We start from the raw sequence: 21,652 nt of genomic DNA, 5'->3' as shown, positions 1-21,652 counted from the left end.
ACTTCCTATTTTATTTGTTCTGCAAGCTCGGGATCATCCATCCGTACTGAGACGAGCTTCGATACACCCGATTCCTGCATGGTTATGCCATAGAGCACATCGGCTGATTCCATCGTCCCTTTGCGGTGGGTGATGACTATGAATTGTGTCCGTTCGGAGAATTTCCGTAAGAACTGGCTGAATCTGTACACATTCGCTTCATCAAGCGCTGCTTCGACTTCATCGAGAATACAGAAAGGCACAGGACGCACAATCAGGATGGAGAATAACAGAGCAATTGCCGTCAAGGCTCTCTCTCCGCCTGATAACAATCCAAGGTTCTGCAATTTCTTTCCTGGCGGCTGGGCGATGATTTCCACGCCGGTATTCAAAAGATCTTCCGGTTTCGTCAGCTTCAGTTCAGCTTTACCGCCGCCGAATAATTGCCGGAACACAGTGCCGAACTCAGCTTTAATCCCCTCAAATGTCTCTTCAAAACGGCGCTTCATTTCCACGTCCATTTCATCGATGACCTGGAAAAGCGTATCTTTAGCCTCAATCAAATCTTCACGTTGTTCCGTCAAGAAACTGAATCTTTCATAAACCCGCTCATATTCATCAATGGCGCCAAGATTAACGGTGCCCAATTCATCGATGGCCAGGCGGATTAGCTTCACCTTTTTCTTTGTCTCTTCAGGTGAATGGACAAGCGGGTGTAGCTCTTTAGCGGCCTCGAAGGTAAGCGCATATTCTTCCTGCAAGTGATGCAATCGGTTGTCAAGCTCGACATCCAATCGATTGATTTTGACTTCTTCGTCCTTCATCACTTCTGCAAATCCTTTATGTCTGCGTTTCAGTTCTTGCAGCACTGCCTCTTCTTCCTCAAGCAGAACAGTTAAATTCTGCCGTTCCTCGCGGCGCGCAGCAATCAAACGCGATGTTTCTTCTTTGTCATGCAGCTTGCGTTTCGCTTCTGCCTCCAGCTTCTCTTCTCCTGAAGAACTTGATTTCATATGGTCCGACAGTAAGTCGAGGTCTTCCTGGGCTTCTTTTTGTTTTTTCGTCCAGTGGGAAAGATCCTGCATAATCCGACTGTGCTTTTCCCGGATGCTTTGCCATTTTTCATTTCGCGAGGCAAATGTCACTTTAAGCTCATGCAATTCGTTTGTCAGCTCTTCTTTGGATGTTTGCTGCACTTGTTTTTTGGTTGTCAACTGATCGATTGTTTCCTTTTGGAGCTTCAGTTGTTCATCGCAGCGAAGAAGAAACTCGCAAAGCTCTGCTAATCGTTTCTGCTTAGCTTGAATATCACTGTCCAAATCCTCTTTTTCGAGATCATAAAGGGACAAGCGGTCATTCATATTGCGCTCTTCGATTTCCACCTCGCGCAAGTCGCCGTTAATGCTTTGTTCCTGCATGCGCAGGTTTTCATGGGTTTCCCGCATTTTTTCTTGCTCATTAACAGCCGCTGCTATGGATTCCTTCAAGCTTTTCACTTCTTTTTCAAGGGAAAGAGTCTTCTCCTCCATCTGTGGGAGTTTAGCCTGCAACTCTTCTAATTCCGCTTTTCTTGATAGAAGCGAGTAATTCTTTCCTTTTGAGCCTCCACCAGTCATACTTCCACCTGGATTGACTACATCCCCTTCCAGCGTCACCAGCCGGTATCGGTACTGCAATTTCTTGGCTAGTTCATTGGCGCCTTTCAGGTCTCTAGTAATGACTACGGTACCTAAGAGATTGCTGACGATTGAAGCGTATTTATCTTGGTAGGCAAGCAATTGTGAAGCTACCCCTACATAGGAAGGATGATCCATGATAACTTGGAGCTGATGCTGGGGAATGCTTCTTTCCTTAATGACCGAGAGCGGAAGGAAAGTAGCCCTGCCGTAAGAATGCTGCTTTAAGAACTGAATGGCCCGGCGCGCATGCTCCTCTGCACTGACCACTATATGCTGAGTCGCTGATCCAAGCGCCGTTTCGATCGCTAGATTATACTCTTTTGGCACTGTGATCAATTCGGCCACTGCGCCTTCAATTCCATCCAGCTGCTTAGATTTTAATACTTCCTTTACACCTTGGAAAAACCCTGCATATTCATTTTCCATTCCTTGCAGGATGTCAATTCTGGACTGGCATTGCTGGACGTATTGATAAGCTTTGTAAAGCTTCTTTTCCTGTGCCTCATATTTCGTTTGCCATTTTTCCAGTTGATTTTTCGTTTCGAAGGAAACTTGTGCATGCCGGTCCATCTTTTCTTTCAACTCATTCAAACTGTGCGACAATTCAGAGCGCCGCTTGGCAATGGAGGCCCGTTTGGCGATGAATCCTTCATTTTCCTGATCCAGCCTGTTGTTTCGTACCTCCGTTTGCTGAAGCTGCTGTTCGATCATCCGTTTTTCATTCTTAGCGGCCGCCTGTTGATTCAACCACTCAATATAGTCACTTTTCAATGTTTCTATTTCATCTTCAAGGCTTTCGCTGAACTGCGAAAGCCCAGATTCTTTTTTGGACAGCTGCTCCTTAATGGCAGCTACTTCAGAAGCTGAGGCGTCGAGAAGTTTTTGGGCTTCTTCCCGCTCGACTGAGAGCCGGCTCAGTTGCTCCTTTGCTTCTTCGATCGTTTCTTCTAATTGCCGCCTGCTTAAGGAGGCGTTTTTTTTCCGCTCGATCAGGACATTCTTTTTCCCTTCAAGCTTTTCCAGCTCTTCTGTCGCCACCAAGAGCACTTCCTGCAGGTCATGGATGGATTCATCCAAAGCTGCAGCCTGGTCCCGTAGCTTAACGATGTCGCTTTCTTTCTTCTGAAGGTCGGCATTCAATGCCTGCTCCTTGTCCTGATGGATTTGATATTCTTTCGATAACATTTGCCAATTTTCATGAAGCATTTCGATTTCATAAACTGTCAGGGCCACTTCATATTCCCGCAGTTCTTCTTTCTTCTCCAAATAATCCTTGGCTATCGATGCCTGAATCTTTAATGGTTCAACCTGGCTCTCTAGCTCATGCAGAATATCCTGGACACGATTGAGGTTCTCCTGCGTTTCTGTCAGTTTCCCTTCGGCTTTTTTCTTGCGTGTCTTATATTTAAGGACACCTGCAGCTTCTTCAAAGATGATTCTGCGCTCTTCTGCTTTAGAGCTGAGAATCTCTTCCACCTTCCCTTGGGAAATGATCGAAAAAGCTTCGCGGCCGAGGCCGGAATCCATAAAAAGGTCGATTATATCTTTCAAGCGGCATTGTTGTTTATTTATATAAAATTCGCTGTCGCCAGCGCGTGTCACTCTTCTCGTCACGCTCACTTCATGAAAATCAATCGGCAGGAAATGATCCTGATTATCAAGTGTGAGTGTGACTTCAGCAAAATTCAATGATTTGCGGGAATCACTTCCGGCGAAAATGATATCTTCCATCTTCGAGCCGCGGAGCGACTTGGCGGACTGCTCGCCCAGGACCCAGCGGATTGCGTCTGTTACATTGCTTTTCCCGCTGCCATTAGGCCCTACCACTGCTGTCACACCGTTTACAAAGTCAATTGAAATACGTTCCGCGAACGATTTGAAACCTATAACTTCTAATCTCTTGAGGAACATGTATTATTTCCCCTTTCAACACCTATGTTTATTTCTAATTGCTGTTTTTAAGAAGGGCAAGAGCCTGTTGGGCAGCTTTTTGCTCAGCCTCTTTTTTTGACCGGCCAATTCCGGTCCCTTTCATATCCCCGTTCAGGAACACTTTGGATACAAACTCTTTGTTATGCGCCGGTCCCTTTTCCAAATGGATTTTATATTCGATGGTTCCAGCTCCATCACGCTGCACCAATTCCTGCAGCTGACTTTTATAATCCATCACATGAGAAAAAGCACCTTCATCAATTTTAGGAAATACTGTTTTTTTAAGGAATTGCAATGCAACTTCCATGCCTTGGTCCAGATACAGTGCGCCAACAAACGCTTCAAAAACATCTGCCAATAGCGCTGGTCTTTCACGGCCCCCTGTAAGTTCTTCACCCTTGCCCAGCAAGACATAACGGCCAAACTGCAGCGCATGTGCGAATGTGACTAATGAAGGCTCGCAAACGATGGCAGCGCGCAATTTAGTCAATTCTCCTTCGCTCATCAACGGGTATTTCTTGTACAGATACTGGGAAACCGTCAATTCCAATACTGCATCTCCTAAAAATTCAAGCCGCTCATTATCTTCATAAGGCTTGCGACGATGCTCATTCACATAAGATGAATGGGTAAAAGCTTGTTTCAATAGACGTTCATTCGTAAAATGAAATCCTATTTCTTCTTGCAATTGCTGATATTTATTATACTTTCTTACAGATTTTTTTTCTTTATCGCTCTTTTGCATAACATCCTCCGAAACCACAAAAATAACAACAGATTGAAGCGGGACCAATGCATCCCCTCTTCAACGGAACAGTTGTTTTTTCATTCATCCTTTTAGTATGGTTCTTCTGTGCAGCAAAGTATATCCCATAATGCCGCATAAAGAAAATAAACTCTATTTGCGTTTATCTTTCTTAATTCTACATGAGAGATTAAGGATAAGAAAGATAAACTGTTGCAAAAACGGAAAAAAGCCTGTTTCCCCTCTTAAAACGGGCGATTACCATCCACTAAGATAGTAGATTCGCCGCCTTATCAAAAGGATCAACAGGCTTCATCAATAAATGATTGAATTACATATTGCTCTTTATGTAATTAACGGCGTCTCCAACCGTTGCGATTTTTTCTGCATCTTCGTCGGAGATTTCCATCCCGAATTCATCTTCAAGCTCCATAACTAGCTCGACTACATCAAGAGAATCAGCGCCTAAATCTTCTTTGAAAGAAGCTTCCAACGTTACTTCTGATTCTTCGACTTCTAGACGGTCAACGACGATTTTTGTGATACGCTCAAAAACATCTGCCACTCAAATCACCTCCCTTCAAGTCATTATAGAATATTTCACTCTTTAAATAAACACGTTTTTCTTACATTAACATAAATTGCTTCAAAGTTGCATAGTACAGCTTACATTACCATGCCGCCATCGATTGAAAGCGTCTGTCCCGTCATATAGGCGCTATCGTCAGAAGCCAAGAAAGCAACTACTTTTGCGATATCCTCTGGTTCTCCGAAACGTGCCAAAGGAATTTGGCTTAGCATTGCATCTCTGACTTCGGCTGGCAATTGTTCTGTCATATCGGTTGAAATGAAGCCTGGCGCTACGGCATTAACCGTGATTCCACGCGCCGCCAGTTCTTTGGCTGTGCTTTTTGTCAAGCCGATCACTCCAGCCTTGGCAGCTACATAATTAGCCTGGCCTGGATTTCCGCAAATGCCCACAACAGAAGCCACATTGATGATCCGGCCCTGACGCTGTTTCATCATTGTTCGGGTTACACTCTTTGTGCACAGGAAGACACCCTTTAAGTTTGTATTAATAACGGTATCCCATTCTTCTTCTTTCATACGCATCAATAGATTATCACGCGTCACACCGGCATTATTGACTAGAATGTCAATCCGGCCGAATTCCTCGATGACCGTTTTCATCATACTGGCCACTTCATTGGCATCTGCCACATTCGAACGGATAGCAAGCCCTTCTGAACCCAGGGCCTTCACTTCCTTTAACACCTCAAGCGCTTTTTCTTCATTGCCGGCATAGTTGATGACGACTTTGGCGCCCTGGCTTGCCAATTCGATGGCGATTGCCCGCCCAATTCCTCGTGAGGCTCCCGTTACAACTGCTACTTTGCCTGATAGTTTCATTTTGCTTCCTCCTTTAGCGCGTTCACTGTCGATTGGATCTCTTCTTCCGTGCAGGCATTGAATATGCGGACGTTTCGATTTGTCTTTTTAATAAGGCCGCTCAATACCTTGCCGGGACCGATTTCGATAAATGTATCGACGCCAAGGTCTATCAATTTCTCTACGCAATCCTGCCATAATACAGGAGAATACAACTGCTCGATCAATCGTTTTTTCATCTCTTCAGAAGATGTGACAGGCTCAGCAGTTACATTTGAAATGACAGGAACAGAAGAATCATGCCACTGCTTGGCAGCGAAAACTCGTTCAAGATCGGAAGAAGCGGGCTTCATTAGGCTTGAATGGAACGGGCCGCTTACCTCCAGCGGCAGGACGCGTTTCACGCCGATTTCTTTTGCTCTTTCGCCCACTTTTTTGACTCCTTCGGCTGAGCCGGAAACAACGATTTGTCCTGGGCAGTTAATATTGGCCAACTGAACAGGATGGCCTTCTGCTGTAATTGCAGAGGTAAGGCCTTCTAATTTTTCCCGGTCAGCACCCAATACTGCAGCCATGCCGCCGAGGCCCGCCGGAACCGCTTGTTCCATGAATTCCCCGCGTTTACGGACAACAGAAACGGCATCTTCAAAGGAAAGGACGCCTGCAGCAGCCAACGCACTGTATTCGCCTAAACTATGCCCGGCAACATAGTCCGGGTTTACTCCCAGTTCCCTAAATCGGGATAGAACGGCCATAGAGGCAGTCAACAATGCCGGCTGTGCATTTGCAGTCAATGTCAATTCTTCTTTAGGGCCTTCAAAGATCAATTTACTGAGTGGAGCGTCCAATACATCATCCGCCTTGGTGAAGTACTCCTTCACTTCCGGAAACTGTTCATACAATTCTTTTCCCATGCCGACAGTTTGGGATCCCTGGCCAGGAAAAACAAAAGCCAATTTAGCCATCATTTTCTCTCCCTCTACATTTATTATTCTTTCTCTTGATCCATGTAACCCTGTATGGTTTCAGCTACTTCATTTTGAACCATTGTTTTTGTTTGTCTGATTGCGTTGTAGAATGCGTTGCTATCAGAAGAACCATGGGCCTTGATGACAGGCGCTTTCAAGCCGAAGAGCCCTGCTCCGCCGTATTCGGAGTAATCCATCTGTTTTTTGATTTCCATCAATTCAGGCTTTAGCATAGCAGCAGCAAGCTTGCTCTTGAAATTGCTCATCATCGCTCCTTTGATCATTTTGAACAGATTGGAAGCTGTCCCTTCGATCGTCTTCAACACCATATTACCTGTAAAGCCATCCGTAACTACCACATCAGCAACACCGTTCATCAGATCCCTGCTTTCAACGTTTCCGATGAAGTGGATCGGCGCTTCGCTTAACACAGTGAATGCCGCTTTCGTTAGCTCATTCCCTTTCTTTTCTTCCGTGCCGATATTCAGAAGGCCGACTCGCGGTTTTTCGATTCCTCTTACTTTTTGGGCGTAGACTGAACCCATGATAGCGAATTGAAGGAGGTGTTCCGGTCTCGCTTCCGCATTGGCGCCGACATCCAACAAGACAAAACCGTCCCCATTTAGCGTAGGAAGCGTCGGAGCCAAGGCCGGACGTTCAATCCCTTTGATCCGTCCGACCACAAATAATCCTGCAGCCATCAATGCTCCCGTATTCCCTGCGGATATGCAAGCATCTGCCTGCCCCTCGGCAACAGCCTGGGCAGCCAATACCATAGACGCTTGTTTTTTTCTTCTTACAGCGCGCACCGGTTCATCTGTCCCCAAAATCTGTTCATCCGTATGCATGATGGTCACCCGCTCATGCGGCGTTATGTATTCTTTAATTTGATTCTCATCACCGACTAATACAATTTCAATGTCGTCAAATGCCTTGACGGCGGCCATTGCTCCGAGCACTGCTTCCTTCGGGGCATGGTCGCCTCCCATAGCGTCAATTGCGATTTTCATTATAGCTGTCATCCTTTTTATCCGTATTCGATCTATACATTTCAAACGTCCCTTTAAATACAAGTTCATTGCCGACGGTGCTGTTCACTTCAACCAAAGACCGATTGTTATCCGTGTCCAGGTTCATCACTTTAGCTTTTGCCACAACTCTTTCATGAAGCTTGACCGGCGTGGTAAAGATAATATTGGCCTTGGCCGTCAGTGTAAACTCATCGTTTATTATCGCCACTGCCAAAGAATTGGCTTGGGCAAATAGATGATGGCCTCTGGCAATGTTGTTCCTTGTAAATACATGCTCTTTCTTTATATCTAGAATAGATATGCCGCTTTTATCCAACTCTATATCTATGACATCGCCGATCACTTCATCGATCGTCAATGCCCTAATCTCATCACTGTGGTTTTGTTCGGCCACATGCTTTATTCTTTCTCTTAATTCAGGGATTGATAACTCCAAACGATCCAGACGGATGGTTTGGACACTCACTGAAAATTTGTCTGCCAATTCTTCGTCCGTTATGAATGGATTTACCGAGATGGTCTCCTTCAGTAAAGCTTGGCGGTCTTTTTTTTTCCGTTTCATTTCTTTCTCTGTCACCACCCGAAGTATTATGACTAGGTACTAACAGTAGTATATATATATTAAAAAAAGATTGCAAGATATTGTGAGCAATCTTGCAATCTATTTTTTTAAATATCGAGACGGCAGCCATCAATCCAATTTACCTTCCGAAAAGACGCCGGACTCTTCAAGATAACTTCTCAATAGAGCGTAATGCTGGTCATGCCAGAACGCTTCACTGTTGACGAGCTGTGCGGCATCTTCCCTGGCTGTTGCTAGAATGCGATAGTCATGAATAAGATCAGCAACCTTGAATTCAGGCAATCCACTTTGCTTCCGTCCGAAGAAATCTCCCGGACCGCGCAACTCAAGATCCTTTTCAGACAGCACAAAGCCGTCTTGCGTCTCCGTCATGATCCGCATGCGTTCTTTGCCATTTTCAGATTTCGCATCACTTATCAAGATACAATAAGATTGGGCGCTTCCCCGCCCCACTCGGCCGCGCAGTTGATGCAGCTGTGACAGTCCAAAACGATCTGCGTCATAAATGACCATGAAAGACGCGTTAGGGACGTTTACACCAACCTCTACAACCGTTGTCGAAACAAGGATTTGGATTTCATTGGAACTGAATGACTGCATGACTTCATCTTTTTCCGCAGGCAAAAGTTTGCCGTGCATTAAACCGACACTGTATTTGCCGTAAAAATACTGAAGGAGCATATCAAATACTTCAATGGCATTTTGCAGGTCGAGCTTCTCCGATTCGTCGATTAACGGACAAATCACATAAGCTTGCCGCCCTTGCTGCAATTCTTTTGCCATAAAGGCAAGAATGCGATCCAGCATGTCATGCTTCACCCAAAACGTTTCAATTGGCTTTCGCCCGGCCGGCAATTCGTCAATGATGCTGACATCCATTTCCCCGAATGCTGTGATGGCCAAAGTGCGGGGAATAGGTGTCGCCGTCATAAACAGCACATCAGGATTTTCCCCTTTTTCCCGCAGGATTCTTCTTTGGTTCACCCCAAAGCGGTGCTGTTCATCCGTGATCACCAATCCAAGTTTCTTGAAGAAGACCTCATCGCCAATCAATGCGTGGGTTCCAATCAGGATATCAATCTTTCCTTCTTTTAAATCTTCCAACAGTTCCCGCCGCTTTTTGCCTTTGACGGACGAAGTGAACAATGCTACTGTGACATCTGCATGCCGCAACAGTTCCTGCAGTGATTGGGCGTGCTGTTCCGCTAAGATTTCCGTAGGGACCATCAATGCCCCTTGATAGCCAGCAGCAACCGTACACAACAAAGCAATAGAGGCGACAACGGTTTTCCCTGATCCAACATCTCCCTGTAAAAGGCGATTCATTCGATGGGGCGATTCCATATCGGCCACTATTTCATCTACAACACGTTTTTGTGCGTTCGTAAGCGGGAAAGGAAGGCTTTCTATATAAGCTTGTATTCTGCCTTTGTCATATGCATGGGCTATGCCTGGCGACCCTTGCCGTTGAATCCGGCGAAGGGCCTGCATCTTCAATTGAAATAGCAAAAGTTCTTCATATGCCAGCCTTCTTCTCGCTTGCTTTAGATCTTCCGGGGAGTTAGGGAAGTGCATATTTTTCAGCGCGTCCTTCTTTCCCATCAAACGGTATTTCCGCAGGATAGCATCCGGAAGATTGTCAACAATCTCATTTTCAAATTGTGCGAACGCGCCGGTAATGAACTTGCGCAATCCTTTGACTGTTATGCTTCCTTTGGTCGAATAAACCGGTTCAACCGTTTGCTCGCGCCCTTTTTCCCCTGCCAGATACTCTGTTGCATTGATTGTCATCCTATTGCGGTCCCATTTGCCGCTGATCGTTATCCGCTGCTGCAGAGCAAATTTATTCTTTAAATAATGCTGATTGAAAAAAACAACAGTAACAAGGTACCTGTCCACCAGCAATTTAAACGATAATCTAGATTTTCTTTTGCCATAGAAAACAACGGAAGGGGTACTATGGATGATTCCTTCAACCGTCACTTTTTCATCCTGTACCGCTTCTTCCAAGTCTTTAAGACGATAATCTTCATAACGGAACGGCAAATACTCCATGAGATCACCGACTGATAAGATTCCCATTTCTGCAAGCGCATTTGCCGTTTCTCCGCCAATGCCTTTCATTACATTTACAGGGCTTTTAAGTGGTGTCATTTTTCTTTTTTCAGTGACATCCCGAAGATTTTAGCTTCCAGTTCGCGGCCCGTCGGTGTCGCCGCTAAACCGCCCTGTGCCGTTTCACGCAAGGCTACCGGCATAGTTTGGCCGATTCTATACATGGCATCGATCACTTCATCGCAAGGAATCCGGCTCTTGATGCCGGCAAGGGCCATATCGGCTGCCACAACAGCGTTGGCCGCGCCCATTGCATTCCGTTTTACACATGGCACTTCAACAAGGCCGGCTACAGGGTCGCACACAAGCCCAAGCATGTTTTTTAGTGTAATGGCCATTGCCTCCGCACTTTGCGCTGGCGTCCCACCAGCCATCTCCACAATCGCTGCCGCCGCCATTCCTGCCGCAGAGCCAACTTCAGCCTGGCATCCGCCGGCTGCACCTGAAATGCTGGCGTTATTGGCCACCACGTATCCGAAAGCGCCTGAGGTCAATAAAAACTCGATCATTTGCGTACGGGTCGGATTCAATTTAGGCACTAATGCAAACAGCGTCCCAGGGACTACGCCCGCAGATCCTGCTGTCGGCGTTGCACAAATAGTTCCCATGGCAGCATTGACCTCATTTGTGGCAACTGCCTTGCTGACTGCGTCCAATAACAGATGGCCGGAAAGCCCTTTGCCTTCAGCGATATACTGTTGAAGCAGGACCGCATCCCCTCCCGTCAAACCAGAATGAGAGTGCACACCCGCCAATCCTCGTTCGATCGCTTTTTCCATGACTTCAAGATTCCGTTCCATTTTTTCATATATTTCCTCTTTAGAACGGCCTGTAACTTTCATTTCTTGTTCAACCATTATGGCTGATATTTTTTTATTTTGGCTTTCCGCCAATTGTATCAGTTCAGCAACATTTTTGAACATGATGCACCACTCCTTATTTTTGCAAGCGCTCTCAAACCTTGAGCCTTAATCAACTATCTTGGTCACAGCCAGTATATTCGGCAATTTTTCTAATTCGGCCAGAATTTCATCGTCGATATTCTCATCAACTTCAATGATCATCAACGCTTTTTTACCAACTTCCTTCCGCGACACTTCCATATGGCCGATATTCAGTTCGTGTTTGGCCAATAAATTTGCAACATTGGCTATGCAGCCGAATCTGTCTGTATGTTCCACCAATATGGCCGGATGTTCCCCGGATAATTTTAGTTCGAATCCATTCAACTCAATGATTTCGATGGTGCCTCCGCCAATAGAAATACCGACAAGCTCCATTTCGGAACGTTCATCGCCCATGTGGATTCTGACTGTGTTCGGATGATCGGTCACAGCCTCTTCTTCGAAAAATTGTATATTCATGTTTTGTTGTTCGGCGATTTTAATGCTATCAATGATCCGTTCATCATCCGTATCAAAATCCAAAATGCCGCCAATAATGGCAACATCCGTTCCATGGCCTTTATACGTTTTTGCAAATGAACCGAATAAATGTACATTCACCCATGAAGGCTGCCTTCTGAAAAGGCTGCGGGCTACTTTCCCAATTCTAGCTGCACCGGCTGTATGTGAACTGGAGGGACCAATCATGATCGGGCCGATGATATCGAATACACTTTTATATTTCATATAATTCCCTCACACCTTATGATTATTTTTGGCAGTAACTGTCAAGCACATCTATTATAATATAGTTTATCGTTTAACTCATGCATTTCACTTTCTTGCCTCTGAATGGGTGGAATGACTGACATTAAAAAAAGGATTTAACCGTAAAACAGGAATAGAAGCCGATGCTTCTATTCCTGTTTTACATACGATATTATATCCAGTTTTCAACCGTTGTGTGCAAGCGATAGCCAATCCTTGGCAAGCACCGCTTTACTCAACGGCAAAAATGAATGAATACAACGGTTGGCGTCCGTTATGCACTTCCACTTCCACGTCCTCAAACTTCTCTTCACAGTATGAAGTTAGTGTTTCAACTTCCTCTTTAGAAACATCTTCACCATAGATGATTGTAAGGATTTCGGAATCTTCATCGATCATATGGGCAAGCAGCTCTTCAGCGGCTTTAACCTGATCTTTGTTCTTATTCTTGATCTTACCTTCCTGGATACCCATGAAGTCTCCACTTTCGATGTCGAGCCCTTCAATCTTCGTATCTCTGACAGAGAAGGTAACTTGTCCTGTTTTTACATGAGTGAGGGCCGTATTCATAGCTTTTTCGTTTTCTTCCAGTGAAAGAGCTGGATTAAAAGCAAGCAGTGCGCTCATGCCTTGGGGAACAGTCTTTGAAGGGATAACAATGACACGGTCATCAACAAGTTCCACTGATTGTTGTGCAGCCATGATGATATTTTTGTTGTTTGGAAGAATAATGACGTTTTTTGCGTTCACTTCTTGTATGGCCTTAACGATATCTTCCGTGCTTGGGTTCATTGTTTGTCCGCCTTCAATCACCACTTTCGCGCCGATGCTCCGGAATAAATCAGCAACTCCTGATCCCATCGCTACAGTCACGATGCCGAACTCTTCCTTTTTCTTAGGCGCTTCTGCTTTAACATTGACAGGAGACTCTGATTTGCCGACAATGCTTGAATGCTGTTCACGCATATTGTCAACCTTGATCTTGATCAGGCTTCCGAATCTTTGTCCGTAATTCAAGCACTCGCCAGGCTGTTCGGAGTGGATATGGACTTTGACAATTTCATCATCAGAAATAACCAGCAAAGAATCGCCATATTCACTTAGATGATTTCTGAATTCCTTTTCATCGAAAGGATGTTTCTTCAGCTTGTCCTCTTCAAAGCGAACCATGAATTCCGTACAATAACCAAACACGATATCTTCCGTATTGATATGCCCTTGGACGCTCATATGATGCTCTGCGCTCACTAGCTGATCCATTGACGGCTGTTCAGCCATGGAAATTTCTCCGGTCTTTTCGCCTTTCAGTTGGGCAAGAAATCCTTCATAGACGAAAACAAGCCCTTGGCCGCCGCTGTCTACTACGCCAACCTCTTTGAGGACGGGCAGTAATTCAGGTGTACGCTGTAAGGTTGCATTCGCTTCTTTAACGATTGCTTCCATGACCGTTACAATATCGTCTGTCTGTTCTGCTGATTGGACTGCCGCTTTGCTTGCCTCTCTGGCAACCGTCAGAATCGTTCCTTCGACAGGCTTCATGACTGCCTTGTAGGCTGTATCAACGCCGGCAACAAACGCATCAGCGAATTCCTTTGCGTCGATGATTTCTTTGTGTTCGATTTTTTTTGCAAACCCTCGGAACAATTGGGAAAGGATGACACCAGAGTTCCCTCTGGCACCCATCAACAAGCCCTTGGATAAGGCAGACCCCACTTTTCCGATATGCGCTTGAACATTGTTCTGTACTTCTTTTGCTCCCGAAGTCATGGATAAATTCATATTCGTTCCAGTATCCCCATCGGGCACGGGAAAGACGTTCAATGCATCGACCAATGCTGCATTGGCTGACAGCTGACTTGCACCCATGACGATCATTTCTGCAAAACGCTTTCCATCTATACTTGTAATTGACACAAATGTTTCCTCCTTACTAAGGGTTCGTTACACGAACTCCCTGCACAAAAATATTAACGGAATCTACTGACAAACCAACCGTCTTGTCGAGAGTGTACTTGACTTTAGACTGTACGTTATGAGCTATTTCCGAAATTTTCGTGCCGTAGCTGACAATGATGTACATATCGATATGAACAGAATCTTCATCCTGACGCACAATTACACCCTTAGTGAAGTTTTCTTTTCTAAGAATCTCTGCAATTCCGTCTTTTAATTGTTTTTTACTAGCCATGCCGACTATGCCGTAGCAATCAACGGCTGCTCCGCCTGCAATGGTAGCAATAACGTCGATAGATATATCAATTTGCCCGAAATTAGTTTTCAATTCGATGGACATAAGTTATTCCCCCTTTGGAATATACAGCTTGACTACAAACAGTTTACTATAACAATAAAGTTTTTAAAAGTTTTTCTCTGTTTATTATAAAGCAATATGCCAATTAATATGTCAAGGTTTTTTTCTTGAAAGCATCTTCTATCACCTATTGCATTTAGATTTTATGTGTGGTACATTATTTAAGTATTTGAATATTGACTTAAGAACTTTTGATACTTAAGCTCGCTGTAGTTGGGAGGGAATTTATATATGTCACGTAAATGTGTAATCACAGGAAAAGGCCCTAAAGCTGGAAACAAACGTTCACACGCTATGAACGCTAACAAACGTACTTGGGGCGCTAACGTTCAAAAGGTGAGAATCCTTGTTGACGGAAAACCTAAACGCGTATATGTTTCTGCAAGAGCATTGAAATCTGGTAAAGTTGAACGCGTATAATAATGTATAGGCATCCATTCATTTGGATGCCTTTTTACATGTATAAAAAAGAAAACATCACTTAAGCAGGCCCATTGCTGCTTAAGTAATTTTTCAATAAATTAGTTTCAAGTAGAATATAAAACTTTGATTTGTTGGAGGGCATTCATCCCCAACTGAACATTCGCTAAACCTACCTTAATTCTTGCAATCACTTAATGCCCCGCTGACACTCCCTCTCCAGGTTAAAGCAAACCGTTTAGCGCCAGGCGAGTGAGGGCGGAACAAAAGAAAAACTCGGTGGAATGAATTCTGATTTTGCAGAATCCATTCCACCGAGCAATCGGAAGAAAATTACATAGCAACCTTTATGGGGTAAGGTCATAGTCGGATGCTTTTTATGCTTTATCCCTTTTTAAACGCGCCTAACATTGCCCTCACTAATCCCCCTAGAAATCTCGGGAGTTTAATTGTATAGAATTTCATAATGTCCCTCCTCAATGAGTGAACCTTTGCCGGGAGACAAGAATGGCACCCACCGGCATCAGCTGAACCGACTGGAACTCCTTAGGAACAATTAAGCCCTAAAAAATCCTATCTTTTGTTTCGCTATTTATGAAAATGAAAAATGGCAATGATCAAGTATCTTGATCTGTACTGCTTATGACTAATAATATGCCGGTTCTAAATGAAAAATGACCATTTTCAGAAATAAGTTCATTACTGATGCAAAGAGTGGAACCCAGGGCAATATCTTTATCTGCCAAAGGGTATTTAAAGCCCGACAGAGTGAGCCCTTCCACAACTGGGCTCATCGGCAAAAAAGAAATATACTTATAGCGCTGCTGCTTCCTGATTGTATAGCTTCCTGCCGCGCGTGCAGTCATACTATTGGATTGGTCCACAATTCGGACTTCTGTACGCGGGAAAAGGGATAAAACCTTATGGCTGAGCAACAGCTGGATGCCGCCCATCGTGTGGTCCATCCTTCCTCCGGTATTGCCGAAGATAATGATGGTTTCAGGTTCCTTGCTCAATGCCCAGTGAAAAGCTAAGCCTAAATCGGTGTCGTCCTTTTCGGAAGGATACTGAAAAACAACAAAATCCTCTTGCTTGATTATATCCAGATCCGAAGGCTCTACTGAATCAAAATCGCCAAATACAATATTCGGCTTTATGCCTTGTGACAGCATAGATGATATTCCTCTGTCTACGCCAACCCACAGTGATGGTGCAGGCCATGCTTTTAGGTCCGGGAGCTGATCAATGGGACCGCCTGCTACGATATAAATGGTTTTCATTAGCATGCCTCTCCTTTTCCTTATCCTTCAATCCTCCAAAGGAGCCTAGGATTTTTATGTAAAAAAACAACCGGCATGGGATTGCCGATTGCCGGTTGTTTATCCACAAGGGCTTATTCCCCTCTGATCGCTTGTATAGCTTGTTTTCTATCCTCTTGGTTATAAATAGCCGATCCTGCAACCAAAACGTTTGCTCCGGCTTCTATGCACAATTTAGCCGTATCTGCATTAACGCCCCCATCGACTTCAATCTCAAGCCCCGGATTTTTTTCGTCTGCCATTTGTTTCACTTGTTTGATTTTAGTCAGCACTTCCGGAATAAATGATTGGCCCCCAAATCCAGGGTTAACGCTCATCAACAAGACCATATCAATATCCTTAATGACGTGTTGGATTGTCGAAACCGGAGTAGCCGGATTTAGCACAACGCCCGCTTTGACACCACAGGACTTAATTAATGAAAGAGTGCGGTGAAGATGCGTGCATGCTTCCACATGAACGGTGATATAATCAGCGCCAGCAGCCGCAAATGCCTCTATGTAAGCATCCGGATTTTCAATCATCAAATGGACATCCAACGGCAATTTAGTGACCGGACGGATTGCCTCAACAATCAAAGGCCCGATTGTGATATTAGGAACAAAATGCCCGTCCATTACATCTACGTGGATATAATCGGCGCCTCCGCGCTCAACGTCTTTAATTTCCTCTCCTAAACGTGCAAAATTAGCTGATAAGATAGATGGAGCAATTTTGACCATGTTTTTAATACCTCGGCTTTCTGTCTCTAATTTCTGCTAAAAAATCTAAATAATGCTGGTAACGGAATGGCTGGATGGAACCATCGGCGACCCCCTCTTTCACCGCGCATCTCGGCTCCTTATCATGAAGGCATCCGCGGAACTTACAATGGTGGCTCGCCCTTTCTATTTCTGGGAAACAATCGGAAAGTTCAACATCCTCCATTGTAAAGTCGAGGGATGAAAAGCCTGGCGTATCAGCGACCAGACCGCCTTCAACCGGGATGAGTTCAACATGCCTTGTAGTATGTTTACCACGGCCTAAGTGGGAGGAAATATCATTTGTCTTTAAGTTCAAATGCGGCATCAACGCATTCAAAAGAGAAGATTTCCCCACCCCGGACTGGCCGGCAAACACGCTTACTTTGCCTTTTAAATAAGGCAAAAGAATGGCTGTCCCCTCCTCGGTGACAGAAGAAGTGGCAATAACCGGATACCCAATTTCCCGGTATTGCCCGATGGATTCCTGAATGGCGTCCTTCTCCTCCTCAGACAGCAAATCCATTTTGGAAATGACAATAACGGCATCTATTCCGCTATCCTCTATCAATACAAGGAATCTGTCCAGCAATACTGTATTGAAGCTCGGCTCGACTGCGGAAAAGACGAGTATGGCTTGATCCACATTGGAAATCGGCGGACGGACCAGCTCGTTTTTCCGTTCAAGGATTTCAAGAATATACCCTTCGCTTTCCTTGTCGTATTGATAAATAACATTATCGCCTACGAGAGGTGTAATTTTCTTTTTGCGGAATACACCCCTCCCGCGGCATTGAATATACTTTTCCCCGTCACTCACATAATAGAAACCACTTAATGCCTTGACGATTTTTCCTTCATGCATAGCATCACTCCTAATCACAAACGCTCACTAAAAAATAGCATTATTCCGCAGGATATGGAATCTCTTCTTCAAGGATGACTTTTCGATCGCGCATTACCTTGAATCCTGCCTTTCTGTTTGGTTCAACTGTAAATTCAAGCGGAATCTTTTTCGTTTCAGTAATTGATTCCGTCCTGTATGGTTCCGTCATCGTGTGATTCAAATCCTGGATATAGATTTGGACTTCCTGCGGCTGGCCTGGGACAAGCGGCTCATAAGGAATGGTAACTTCCTTTACCACCGGTTTTGGAGGCGGCTCTTCTTTCCCTTTCGAAATGTCCACATGCACCTTGCTGTATTTATCCACCTTGGCAAAAGCACTTGGATATTGGGAAACCACCCTTCCCTCAGGAACCGTATCAGAAGAGACTTCCTTCTGGACAATCTGCAATCCACTTTCGCTTTCATATTGGTCAAGCTCAGCTTGGGTGTAGTTCAATAAATTTTGGACTGTCACCTTTTCTTTCCCTTTACTCACTTTCAATTTCAGGACTGTTTCAGAGGGGATGAGCTTCGTGCCAGAAAGCGGGCTTTGTTCCATAATGGCTCCAGCCTCCGTATTGTCATCATACACTTCTTCAATTTCTATGTCTTTAAATCCGAAACCCTCCAATAGGGTTTTAACGTCTTCATATTGCCTGTCCCTGAAGTCGCTCAATTCAATTTTCTTTTTACCTTTACTGACGAATATATCAATCGAGGAACCTTCTTTCACGGTAGCGCCTATTTTCGGCCTTGTGCCAATGACTTTATTTTCCTCAATCTTGTCATTCTCCATTTTTCGGGTTTTTCCGATTTTAAACCCTTTATTTAGCAGATCCACATAAGCATCGTCAAAATCTTTGCCTTGGACATTCGGTATTTTGACTTCCGCCGGCTCAAGCAGCTTCGGCAACACAGTGATTGCCAATATGCCCAGGACAATTAATGTGATAATAGTCACAATTAAAGTTGTAAACAGCCGTTTTTTAGGTTTTCTTTCTTTTTTCTTAGGCTTGTCTTTCTTTTTTTTAGGCTTTTTTTGTTTCTTTGCGGATTGCTCAGGTCCTTTTTCTTCCGCAAGGTGGTTCTTCATGGTATCACCATGGACAGGCAGCATAATGATCGTATCGTCCATTTCAGGTTCATGCCGGTCCTCGGCAATTACCGGGATCGCCTTTGTTGCATCCATATCTTCCGGGATGGCAAAAGGTTGTTCGTTTTTCCGGTAAGGAAGCAAGGCAGTCTCTAAGTCTTCCTTCATTTCATCCGCATTTTCGTAGCGATGAAAAGGATCCTTTGCCGTTGCTTTCAATATGATGTTTTCAACGCTTTGCGGGATGGACGGATTCCATCTTCTCGGCGATGGCGTGGTCGATTGAAGATGCTTCAAAGCAATGGAAACGGCACTTTCACCTGAGAAAGGCAAGCGTCCTGTCAACAGCTCAAACATAACAATGCCCATCGAATAGATATCTGACTTCTTATTGGCCATCCCACCCCGTGCCTGTTCGGGCGAGAGATAATGGACAGATCCCAGTACGGCATTGGTTTGCGTGATGCTAGTCGCGCTTAAAGCCGTGGCAATTCCGAAATCCGTAATTTTCACGTGCTCATTTTCGTCTATCAAAATATTCTGAGGCTTAATATCACGGTGGATGATGCCATGCTGATGGGCATGGGACATCCCTTCCGTAATCTGCCTCATGATTGAGACGGCTTTCTCGACCGGTATATTGGGATGGGTTTGTATATATTGTTTCAGTGTCATACCACTTACGTATTCCATGACAATGAAATAAATATGATCCTCTTCGCCGACATCATATATGCTCACTACATTTGGGTGGGCAAGACTTGTGGCGGATTGTGCCTCGCGGTTAAACCTTTTGATGAATTCCTCATCATTGGAAAAGTCCATGCGCAAAATCTTGATCGCCACTTCCCTTTCAAGGATCATGTCTTCAGCAAGGTAAACATTTGCCATGCCTCCACCGCCGATCATCTCTATGATACGATAGCGGCCGTAAATTCTTTTACCGATCAACATGGATATCACCCGCTTTCTCTAACATGATTGTACTGTATAAGCAAGAGGGTTATATTGTCTTCTCCACCATTTTCATTTGCTTTTTCAATTAAGGCATCTGCTTTCATTTCTATGGAGCCCGATTGCTCGATCACCTTGCCCAGTTCGGATTCATTTACCTTATTGGAAAGGCCGTCCGAACAAAGCAGCAGGCAGTCTCCTTCTTCGAATACGATTGTACTGATATCCATTTTGACAGTAGCTTCTGTTCCGACTGCCCGCAGGAGGACATTTTTCCGCGGATGATGCTCTGCATCTTCCCGGCTTATTTGGCCGCTCCGCACTAATTCGTTCACTAATGAGTGATCTTCAGTGATTTGCTTAAAGCCGTTTTCATTGTATATGTAACAGCGACTGTCGCCAATATTGGCAATCGTCGAAAATCGTTCGGTACACACGGCCGCAACAACTGTAGTGCCCATGCCCTGGCATTCTGAATGAGTCTCGGCATGTGTGAAGATGCGCTTATTCACTTCGTTGATATGTTCTTCCAACCACCGCTCTGCATCTTCCGGCAAATGGATGCCCTCTGCGTTGCTCCATGCCTCTTTCAAGTAAGAGATGGCCATGGAGCTGGCTACATCACCAGCTCTATGCCCCCCCATACCGTCAGCTACCACTGCAAGAATTCCATCTTTATTCGTGTAGATTCCGCCATTATCTTCATTATGCTGGCGGACTTTACCGCGATCAGTTCTAAAAACAGCTTCCATCCTGGTCACCTCGTCTCTTCTTTTCTCTCCTTCGCACGAAGTTGTCCACAAGCTGCATCGATATCATGTCCTTGTTCTCTGCGGACTGTCACGTTAATTCCTCTGGCCTTCAGCGTTTTCTCGAACAAATCAATTTGTTCCCTCGGTGTTCTGACATAATTGCGCTCAGGCACATAGTTTACCGGAATTAGGTTCACGTGGCATTTTAAGTGCTTGATTAAATTAGCAAGCTCGATTGCATGTTCAACCTGATCGTTTTCGCCGCCGAATAGTCCATATTCAAACGTAATGCGCCGGCCTGTTTTCTCAGTATAATATTTCACCGCTTCCATCAGATCAGGAAGCTTATAGGCTTTATTGATTGGCATCAATTTTGAACGCAACTCTGTGTTCGGCGCATGAAGCGATATCGCAAAGTTGATTTGCAGATTTTCGTCTGCGAACTTATAAATTTTCGGAATAATTCCACTTGTAGATACTGTAATATGCCGTGCACCGATATTCAAGCCTTTTTCATGATTGATGATCTTCAAGAAGCCCATCATATTGTCATAATTGTCGAATGGTTCGCCGATTCCCATGATGACAACGCTTGAAACACGTTCGTTCTTCTCGTCGAGCGCTTGCTGTACACGGATGACCTGGGCGACGATTTCACCTGCATCCAGATGGCGCTTCAAGCCGCCAAGTGTGGAAGCACAGAATGTACAGCCGATCCGGCAGCCAACTTGTGTAGTTACACAAACGGAATTTCCGTAATCATGGCGCATCAAGACAGTCTCGATCGAATAACCATCTTGAAGTTCAAACAAAAACTTCATTGTTCCATCTGAAGACGTTTGGTTAATAATCGTTTTCAAAGTTGTTAATGTAAAATGCTGATCAAGTTTGGCACGCAATTCTTTGGAGAGGTTTGTCATCTCTTCAAAACTTTTTACACGCTCTTTATACAGCCATTGGAAAATCTGGTCGGCACGGAAGGGTTTTTCGCCATTCTCTACCAACCATTGTTTCATCTGTTCCGGCTGAAGTGAATAAATGGAAGGCGTCAGGGTTTCATTAATCTTATGCAAGGGAATTCTTTTTTTATTTTCTACTGTCATT

Annotated in this window: 20 protein-coding genes; 1 reads left to right on the top strand and 19 read right to left on the bottom strand. The window is 44.6% G+C overall.

Translation table 11 applies throughout. From position 1 onward, the window contains the following. Window positions 1-5: 5 nt before the first annotated feature. The 12 genes from smc to BN1765_RS08620 form a co-directional block, all read right to left on the bottom strand. Window positions 6-3,569, bottom strand: a complete 3,564-nt coding sequence (smc, locus tag BN1765_RS08675; protein ID WP_050614747.1) for a chromosome segregation protein SMC — start codon at window positions 3,567-3,569, stop codon at window positions 6-8. Window positions 3,570-3,603: 34 nt separating this feature from the next. Continuing rightward, entirely contained in the window at window positions 3,604-4,335 is a 732-nt protein-coding gene (rnc, locus tag BN1765_RS08670) for a ribonuclease III (protein WP_050616718.1), read from the bottom strand. Between the two features lie 331 nt (window positions 4,336-4,666). Then, the gene (gene acpP, locus BN1765_RS08665) at window positions 4,667-4,900 is read right to left on the bottom strand and encodes an acyl carrier protein (protein ID WP_050614746.1); all 234 of its coding nucleotides are present in this window, start codon (window positions 4,898-4,900) and stop codon (window positions 4,667-4,669) included. Between the two features lie 101 nt (window positions 4,901-5,001). After that, window positions 5,002-5,745: a 3-oxoacyl-[acyl-carrier-protein] reductase gene (gene fabG / locus BN1765_RS08660; RefSeq protein WP_050614745.1), complete on the bottom strand. Its 744-nt coding sequence runs from the start codon at window positions 5,743-5,745 to the stop codon at window positions 5,002-5,004. Beyond that, complete coding sequence (gene fabD, locus BN1765_RS08655) at window positions 5,742-6,689, bottom strand: ACP S-malonyltransferase (RefSeq protein WP_050614744.1); 948 nt, start codon at window positions 6,687-6,689, stop codon at window positions 5,742-5,744. The genes fabG and fabD overlap by 4 nt, the downstream gene beginning before the upstream one ends. A 23-nt stretch (window positions 6,690-6,712) precedes the next feature. Next, window positions 6,713-7,702: a phosphate acyltransferase PlsX gene (plsX, locus tag BN1765_RS08650; protein WP_050614743.1), complete on the bottom strand. Its 990-nt coding sequence runs from the start codon at window positions 7,700-7,702 to the stop codon at window positions 6,713-6,715. After that, window positions 7,686-8,285: a transcription factor FapR gene (gene fapR, locus BN1765_RS08645; protein ID WP_050614742.1), complete on the bottom strand. Its 600-nt coding sequence runs from the start codon at window positions 8,283-8,285 to the stop codon at window positions 7,686-7,688. Before fapR ends, plsX begins: the two co-directional genes overlap by 17 nt. 129 nt (window positions 8,286-8,414) lie before the next feature. Beyond that, on the bottom strand, window positions 8,415-10,460 hold the full coding sequence (recG, locus tag BN1765_RS08640) for an ATP-dependent DNA helicase RecG (RefSeq protein WP_050614741.1): 2,046 nt from the start codon (window positions 10,458-10,460) through the stop codon (window positions 8,415-8,417). Further along, complete coding sequence (gene sdaAA / locus BN1765_RS08635) at window positions 10,457-11,344, bottom strand: L-serine ammonia-lyase, iron-sulfur-dependent, subunit alpha (RefSeq protein ID WP_050614740.1); 888 nt, start codon at window positions 11,342-11,344, stop codon at window positions 10,457-10,459. Before sdaAA ends, recG begins: the two co-directional genes overlap by 4 nt. A gap of 45 nt (window positions 11,345-11,389) precedes the next feature. Then, window positions 11,390-12,052, bottom strand: coding sequence for an L-serine ammonia-lyase, iron-sulfur-dependent subunit beta (sdaAB, locus tag BN1765_RS08630; protein WP_050614739.1), 663 nt, complete (start codon window positions 12,050-12,052; stop codon window positions 11,390-11,392). 252 nt (window positions 12,053-12,304) lie between these two features. Beyond that, window positions 12,305-13,987 (bottom strand): DAK2 domain-containing protein, encoded by a 1,683-nt coding sequence (locus tag BN1765_RS08625; RefSeq protein WP_050614738.1) that lies wholly within the window; start codon window positions 13,985-13,987, stop codon window positions 12,305-12,307. 16 nt (window positions 13,988-14,003) lie between these two features. Then, on the bottom strand, window positions 14,004-14,366 hold the full coding sequence (locus BN1765_RS08620) for an Asp23/Gls24 family envelope stress response protein (RefSeq protein ID WP_050614737.1): 363 nt from the start codon (window positions 14,364-14,366) through the stop codon (window positions 14,004-14,006). 249 nt (window positions 14,367-14,615) lie between these two features. On the opposite strand from BN1765_RS08620, the gene rpmB reads away from it, so the two are divergent. After that, a complete protein-coding gene (rpmB, locus tag BN1765_RS08615; protein WP_050614736.1) occupies window positions 14,616-14,804 on the top strand; it encodes a 50S ribosomal protein L28 in 189 nt (62 codons plus the stop codon). A 384-nt stretch (window positions 14,805-15,188) separates the two neighbouring features. Here the strand turns inward: rpmB and spoVM are convergent, their stop codons facing one another. From spoVM to rlmN, 7 genes are all read right to left on the bottom strand, one after another. Continuing rightward, on the bottom strand, window positions 15,189-15,269 hold the full coding sequence (gene spoVM / locus BN1765_RS08610; RefSeq protein WP_050614735.1) for a stage V sporulation protein SpoVM: 81 nt from the start codon (window positions 15,267-15,269) through the stop codon (window positions 15,189-15,191). Window positions 15,270-15,421: 152 nt separating this feature from the next. Then, window positions 15,422-16,084, bottom strand: coding sequence for a thiamine diphosphokinase (locus BN1765_RS08605; protein ID WP_050614734.1), 663 nt, complete (start codon window positions 16,082-16,084; stop codon window positions 15,422-15,424). A gap of 113 nt (window positions 16,085-16,197) precedes the next feature. After that, complete coding sequence (gene rpe, locus BN1765_RS08600; protein WP_050614733.1) at window positions 16,198-16,845, bottom strand: ribulose-phosphate 3-epimerase; 648 nt, start codon at window positions 16,843-16,845, stop codon at window positions 16,198-16,200. Between the two features lie 4 nt (window positions 16,846-16,849). Further along, window positions 16,850-17,728, bottom strand: coding sequence for a ribosome small subunit-dependent GTPase A (rsgA, locus tag BN1765_RS08595; protein WP_050614732.1), 879 nt, complete (start codon window positions 17,726-17,728; stop codon window positions 16,850-16,852). A 40-nt stretch (window positions 17,729-17,768) separates the two neighbouring features. Then, window positions 17,769-19,796 (bottom strand): Stk1 family PASTA domain-containing Ser/Thr kinase, encoded by a 2,028-nt coding sequence (pknB, locus tag BN1765_RS08590; protein ID WP_050614731.1) that lies wholly within the window; start codon window positions 19,794-19,796, stop codon window positions 17,769-17,771. A 5-nt stretch (window positions 19,797-19,801) separates the two neighbouring features. Then, window positions 19,802-20,548 carry a Stp1/IreP family PP2C-type Ser/Thr phosphatase gene (locus BN1765_RS08585; RefSeq protein WP_050614730.1) on the bottom strand — a complete coding sequence of 249 codons (747 nt, stop codon included), beginning with the start codon at window positions 20,546-20,548 and terminating at the stop codon, window positions 19,802-19,804. Between the two features lie 5 nt (window positions 20,549-20,553). Then, window positions 20,554-21,651 carry a dual-specificity RNA methyltransferase RlmN gene (gene rlmN, locus BN1765_RS08580; RefSeq protein WP_050614729.1) on the bottom strand — a complete coding sequence of 366 codons (1,098 nt, stop codon included), beginning with the start codon at window positions 21,649-21,651 and terminating at the stop codon, window positions 20,554-20,556. Between the last annotated feature and the right edge of the window lies 1 nt (window position 21,652).

The sequence above is a fragment of the Bacillus testis genome (genome assembly GCF_001243895.1).
Taxonomy (GTDB): domain Bacteria; phylum Bacillota; class Bacilli; order Bacillales; family DSM-1321; genus Bacillus_AD; species Bacillus_AD testis.
Note: the sequence above shows the minus strand (reverse complement) of the source record. Positions and strands in the feature narration are given on the sequence as shown.